This window comes from Gryllotalpicola sp. CP2-P1 (genome assembly GCF_057512245.1).
Genome location: NZ_JBLRDT010000180.1, coordinates 1 through 5,085, shown reverse-complemented (window position 1 = coordinate 5,085; position 5,085 = coordinate 1). Strand labels below are relative to the sequence as shown.

Here is a 5,085-nt window from a genome sequence, read left to right as displayed (position 1 = left end):
TTGCGGACGAGCTCGTACGCCTCGGGGTCGCCGAGCCACCAGGCGGGGGCGGCCGGCAGCCGCAGCTGCTCGCCCAGCAGCGCCTCGCACGCCGCCGGCATGAATGCCTGCAGCGCGGGGTTCTCGAGCACGCCCGCGCCCAGCCCGTTGACGAGCCGCACCCGGCCCCGCCGCACCGACTCGACGAGCCCGGCGACGCCGAGCTGAGAGTCGCCCCGCAGCTCGAGAGGGTCGCACCAGTCGGGGTCGACGCGGCGCAGGATGACATCGACGCGCTCACGGGGCGCCGCGTGCGGCCAGCCCGCCGGCTTGATCCACACCCAGCCGTCGCGCACGACCAGGTCGTCACCCTGCACGAGAGGGAAGCCGAGCAGGTTGGCGAGGGATGCCTGGTCGTAGGCCGTCTCGGAACGGGTGCCGGGCGACAGCACCACGACGAGCGGGTCCTCGACGTCTTCGGGCGCCGCGGTGAGCAGCGTCTCGCGCAGTGCCGTGTAGTAGGGCTCGAGCCGGTGCAGCTCGGCGTCGCGGTAGAGCTCGGGAAGCACGCGCGAGATCACGCGCCGGTTCTCGACCGCGTAGCCGAGGCCCGACGGCGCCTGCACCCGGTCGCCGATGACGTGCCAGTCGCCGTGCGCATCGCGCCCGAGGTCGGTGCCGACGATCATCAGCGGGCGCCGGTCGGTCGCACCGGGCATGGCGGCCGCACGGGTGAACCCGCTGTGGCCGAACACCGCCGCGGCGGGAATGATGCCCTCCGCCAGCATCCGCCGCTCGCCGTACAGGTCGACGAGCAGCGCGTTCAGCAGCTCGGCGCGCTGAGCGAGGCCCACCTCGAGGCGCGCCCACGAGGCGGCGTCGATGACGAGCGGCATCGGGTCGAGCCGCCACGGCTGAGCGCTCGCCCCCGCGCTCGCGTAGTGCACGCCGTCGTCGGCGATGAAGCGCGCGATCTCGCCCTCGACGCGATTCAGCACATCGGCGGTGAGGCCGCCTGCCGCGTCGGCCAGGCGCTTCCACGGCGCCCGCAGGGCACCAGCAGGGTCGACGACCTCGTCGAAGCGCACCGCGCCGTCCCGCCCGGGCCCGAAGGGCAGGGTGGGCTGGGTCAGCGTCGCCGCGTAGTCGCGCAGCACGCTCACGCGGTGACGACCCTGCGCAGGTCGAGGGGGTGCGGCGCGCGCATCGCGATCGACGGATGCAGCGCAGACCAGGGCTGCCAGGCGCGGTAACGCACCCCCGCATCGTACTCACCGGGGGCGCCCGCAGCGGCGACCGTGATCGACATGGGCACAGTCTCTCGGCCCCGTGTTGCAGGGCGGTTACGGATGCCGCAGGCTCAGGCGCGCTCGAGCCGCACGACATGATGCCCGCGATCTCACCGTCGACGAGCGCGTGTGCATCTCGCGGGGCTCAAGGGCTGTAGTCGTGCCGCACTATCATGAGGGAACAGTTTCTACACTGCGTAGAAAATGTTCCCTCGTGCAAGTGCGCCGCAGTGGATGCGCGGCAGCAGTGCGGCGCGGAGCGCGGCTGCTCAGCGCGCCTCGGGGTGCACGATCAGCCAGACGGCGACCGCGGTTTCGTCGTGCGGGTTGCTGATGAGGTGCGGGGTGCGGCTCGGGTAGGTGATCGAGTCGCCGGGCCCGAGCTCGACGGTCTCGTCGGCGAAGCGGATCGTCAGCGTGCCCTGCGTGACGTTCCCAACCTCGTAGCCCTCATGCGTGTGCAGCACGGCCTGCTCGTCGCCCGAGCTGTGCGGTGGGTACGTCGACTCGAAGAAGTCGACGCCCTGCATGTGCGACGGCGACAGTCGCCGATAGACGATGCCGGTGCCGAGCTCGAGCGGGTCGGGGCGGGCGGAGGCGCGGGTGACGACGACGCGGTCGTGAGGGGCGTGGGCGACGGATGCCACGGGTCGGTCCTCGAACGCCTCGGAGAGCGGCACGTCGAGTGCCGCGACGATCGCGAGCAGCCGGTTCACGGAGGGCTGCATCGTGCCGCGCTCGATCTGCGACAGGGCGCTCGCCGAGATCTCGAGCTCGGCGGCGAGCGACCGCAGCGAGCGGCCCGACTGCTCGCGCAGCTCACGCAGCCGGGCACCCAGGCGGGCGGAGGAATCCAGGCTGTCCACCGGCTCACCATAACCGCGCCGGATGGCGGAAACGCGCAGGAAAAGTGTGAAGCCCCCGCTTTACACACGTTTTACGTGGGCGAAACGGGCGACCCCGGGCGCGGCCGTACCGTTGCGGCATCCGCTCTTGTGAAGTGATCGCTTCACATGAAACCCCCGCCCCTGCTCGCACTCTCCCGAAAGGCCTGCGCCATGTCAGAGTCAGTAGCTCCACCTACCAAGCCCCACGACCTGCTCGAAGCGGCGGGTCTGCCCGAGGGCGCCGGCGTCGTCAAGCCCGACTACGACGCCCGCCTCGCCAACGATGACCTCGCGCCGCTCAAGAAGCAGAACTGGTCCTGGTACAACATCTTCGCGTTCTGGATGTCCGACGTGCACTCGGTCGGCGGCTACGTCACCGCGGGCAGCTTCTTCGCCCTCGGTCTCGCCGCCTGGCAGGTGCTGCTCGCGCTCGTCATCGGCATCGTGATCGTGTTCTTCCTCGCGAACCTGATCGCCCGGCCGAGCCAGAAGGCCGGTGTGCCCTACCCCGTCATCAGCCGCTCGGTGTTCGGCGTGCTCGGCGCGAACATCCCCGCGATCATCCGCGGCCTGATCGCGGTCGCCTGGTACGGCATCCAGACCTATCTCGCCTCGGCGTCGCTGATCGTCGTGGCGCTCAAGCTCTGGCCCCAGCTCGCTCCGCTCGCGGACGCCCACACGCATGGCTTCGCGGGCCTGTCGAGCCTGGGGTGGATCACCTACGGCATCCTCTGGGTCGCTCAGGCCGCCGTGTTCTGGACAGGCATGAACACGATCCGCCGCTTCATCGACTTCGCCGGCCCGGCCGTCTACGTCGTGATGCTCGCGCTCGCGATCTATCTGCTCGTGCGCGCGGGCGGCTTCGGGAACATCGACTGGAACCTGAACCCGTCGCTGCACCTCTCGGGCGGGCACGAGTTCGCGGTGTTCGTCAGCGCCATCGCCCTCACCGTGTCGTACTTCTCGGGCCCGCTGCTCAACTTCGGCGACTTCTCGCGCTACGGCAAGACCTTCCGCTCGGTGCGCTGGGGCAACTTCTGGGGCCTACCGGTCAACTTCCTGTTCTTCTCGATCCTCACCGTCATCACGACGGCGGCGACCGTGCCGGTCTTCGGCAAGATGATCACCGACCCCGTCGAGACGGTCGGCAGCATCGACTCGACCTTCGCGATCGTGCTCGCCGCCCTGACCTTCACCGTCGCGACCATCGGCATCAACATCGTCGCCAACTTCGTCTCGCCCGCGTTCGACTTCTCGAACGTCTCGCCGAAGCGCATCAGCTGGCGCATGGGCGGCATGATCGCGGCCGTGGGCTCGGTGCTGATCACGCCGTGGAACCTCTACAACAGCCCCTCGACGATCAACTACACGCTGAACACGCTGGGCGCCGTGATCGGGCCGCTGTTCGGTGTGCTGCTGGCCGACTTCTACCTCGTGCACAAGGGCAAGGTCTTCACCGACGATCTGTTCACTCTGAGCCCGACGGCCAAGTACTTCTACAAGAAGGGCTTCAACCCGAACGCGATCATCGCCACGGCGATCGGCGCGGCGGTGGGCCTGCCGATCGTGCTCATCCCCTCGTGGGGCGACGTGCTCGGCGACTACTCGTGGTTCATCGGCTGCGCGGTCGGGCTCGTCGGCTACTGGGTGCTCGAGAAGCTCAACCCGATCGTCGCCCCGACCCTCGCCGCGGCGCCGCAGTCGGCCGAGATCCCGGTCGTGGCGGGGCTGGTCGCCGAGTAGTCCCGTTCAGCCTTCGAGATCGGATGCCCCACGCCGTGCACCTGCGCGCCATCAACCCCAACACCACCGAGTCGATGACCGCCGCCATCGGGCGGGCCGCGCTCGCCGCGGCATCCGCCGGGACGACGGTGACGGCGGTCAACCCGACGATGGGCCCCGCCTCGATCGAGAGCCACTACGACGAGGCGCTCGCCGTGCCCGGACTCCTCGCGGAGATCGCGCGCGGCGAGGCCGACGGGGTCGACGCATATGTGCTCGCGTGCTTCGGAGACCCCGGCCTCGACGCCGCCCGCGAGGTGGCGTCGGGGCCGGTGGTCGGCATCGCCGAGGCCGCAATGCACACGGCGACGCTGCTCGGCCGCCACTTCAGCATCGTCACGACCCTGCCCCGCACGGTGGGCAGGGCCGAGGAGCTCGCCGAGCGCTACGGCTTCCGGGCCGCCTGCGCGGGCATCCATGCCGTCGACATCCCCGTTCTCGAGCTCGACCTGCCCGGTTCGGACGCGCGGCGCGAGACCGCAGAGGCCTGTCGGCGCGCGCTCGACACTGACGGCAGCGACGTCATCGTGCTCGGCTGCGCCGGCATGGCGGATTTCTGCACGGAGGTCTCGGCGGCGCTGGGGGTTCCCGTCGTCGACGGCGTCGCGGCCGCGACCCGCCTCGCCGAGTCGCTTGTCGCGCTCGGGCTGTCGACGAGCCGCCGCAGCGAGTACGCGCCACCTCCGATCAAGGAGTACTCGGGCGCGCTGGCGGGCTTCGCCCCGGCCGCGGCCCCCGGGTCCGCGGCGTGGTGACGCCCGCCCCCGCGAGTTCGCCGTACTCGGTGCATCACGGCGGTTTCGGCCGCGAGTACTGCGTACTCGACGGCGGATCGCGGGAAGATCGGAGCGTGGACACTCCTCGAAGCCCTCTGGACACCTCGATGTGGCGCGTGACCGGCGACCCCCTCGTGCGCGGCACCGGTGCAGGACCGCTCGCGGGAATGACCGTCGCGGTCAAGGACCTCTTCGAGGTGGCCGGCCAGCGCGTCGGGGCGGGGGTGCCTGCCTATCTCGACGAGCAGACGCCGGCCGTTGCATCCGCCCCCGCCGTGACCGCGCTGCTCGATGCCGGCGCCGACGTCGTCGGCATCGCGCAGACCGACGAGTTCGCCTACTCCATCGCCGGCCGCAATGCGCACTACGGCG

The 5,085-nt window shown here is 70.5% G+C and carries 6 protein-coding genes; 3 read left to right on the top strand and 3 right to left on the bottom strand.

Annotated elements, in window-relative coordinates; genetic code table 11:
* The 3 genes from ACM2XV_RS12155 to ACM2XV_RS12145 form a co-directional block, all read right to left on the bottom strand.
* A partial coding sequence (locus ACM2XV_RS12155; protein ID WP_487027102.1) for a circularly permuted type 2 ATP-grasp protein occupies positions 1-1,142 on the bottom strand: 1,142 nt, incomplete at its 3' end.
* On the bottom strand, positions 1,139-1,288 hold the full coding sequence (locus ACM2XV_RS12150) for a transglutaminase family protein (protein ID WP_344773659.1): 150 nt from the start codon (positions 1,286-1,288) through the stop codon (positions 1,139-1,141). The genes ACM2XV_RS12150 and ACM2XV_RS12155, both read right to left, overlap by 4 nt.
* A gap of 249 nt (positions 1,289-1,537) precedes the next feature.
* Positions 1,538-2,134, bottom strand: coding sequence for a helix-turn-helix domain-containing protein (locus ACM2XV_RS12145; protein WP_344773657.1), 597 nt, complete (start codon positions 2,132-2,134; stop codon positions 1,538-1,540).
* Between the two features lie 192 nt (positions 2,135-2,326).
* Here ACM2XV_RS12145 and ACM2XV_RS12140 point away from each other — a divergent pair, with 192 nt between their 5' ends.
* From ACM2XV_RS12140 to ACM2XV_RS12130, 3 genes are all read left to right on the top strand, one after another.
* Entirely contained in the window at positions 2,327-3,898 is a 1,572-nt protein-coding gene (locus ACM2XV_RS12140) for an NCS1 family nucleobase:cation symporter-1 (protein WP_487027101.1), read from the top strand.
* A gap of 23 nt (positions 3,899-3,921) precedes the next feature.
* Complete coding sequence (locus ACM2XV_RS12135; protein WP_487027100.1) at positions 3,922-4,692, top strand: aspartate/glutamate racemase family protein; 771 nt, start codon at positions 3,922-3,924, stop codon at positions 4,690-4,692.
* A gap of 95 nt (positions 4,693-4,787) precedes the next feature.
* Positions 4,788-5,085: amidase family protein (locus ACM2XV_RS12130; protein WP_487027099.1), on the top strand; the 298-nt coding region annotated here is incomplete at its 3' end.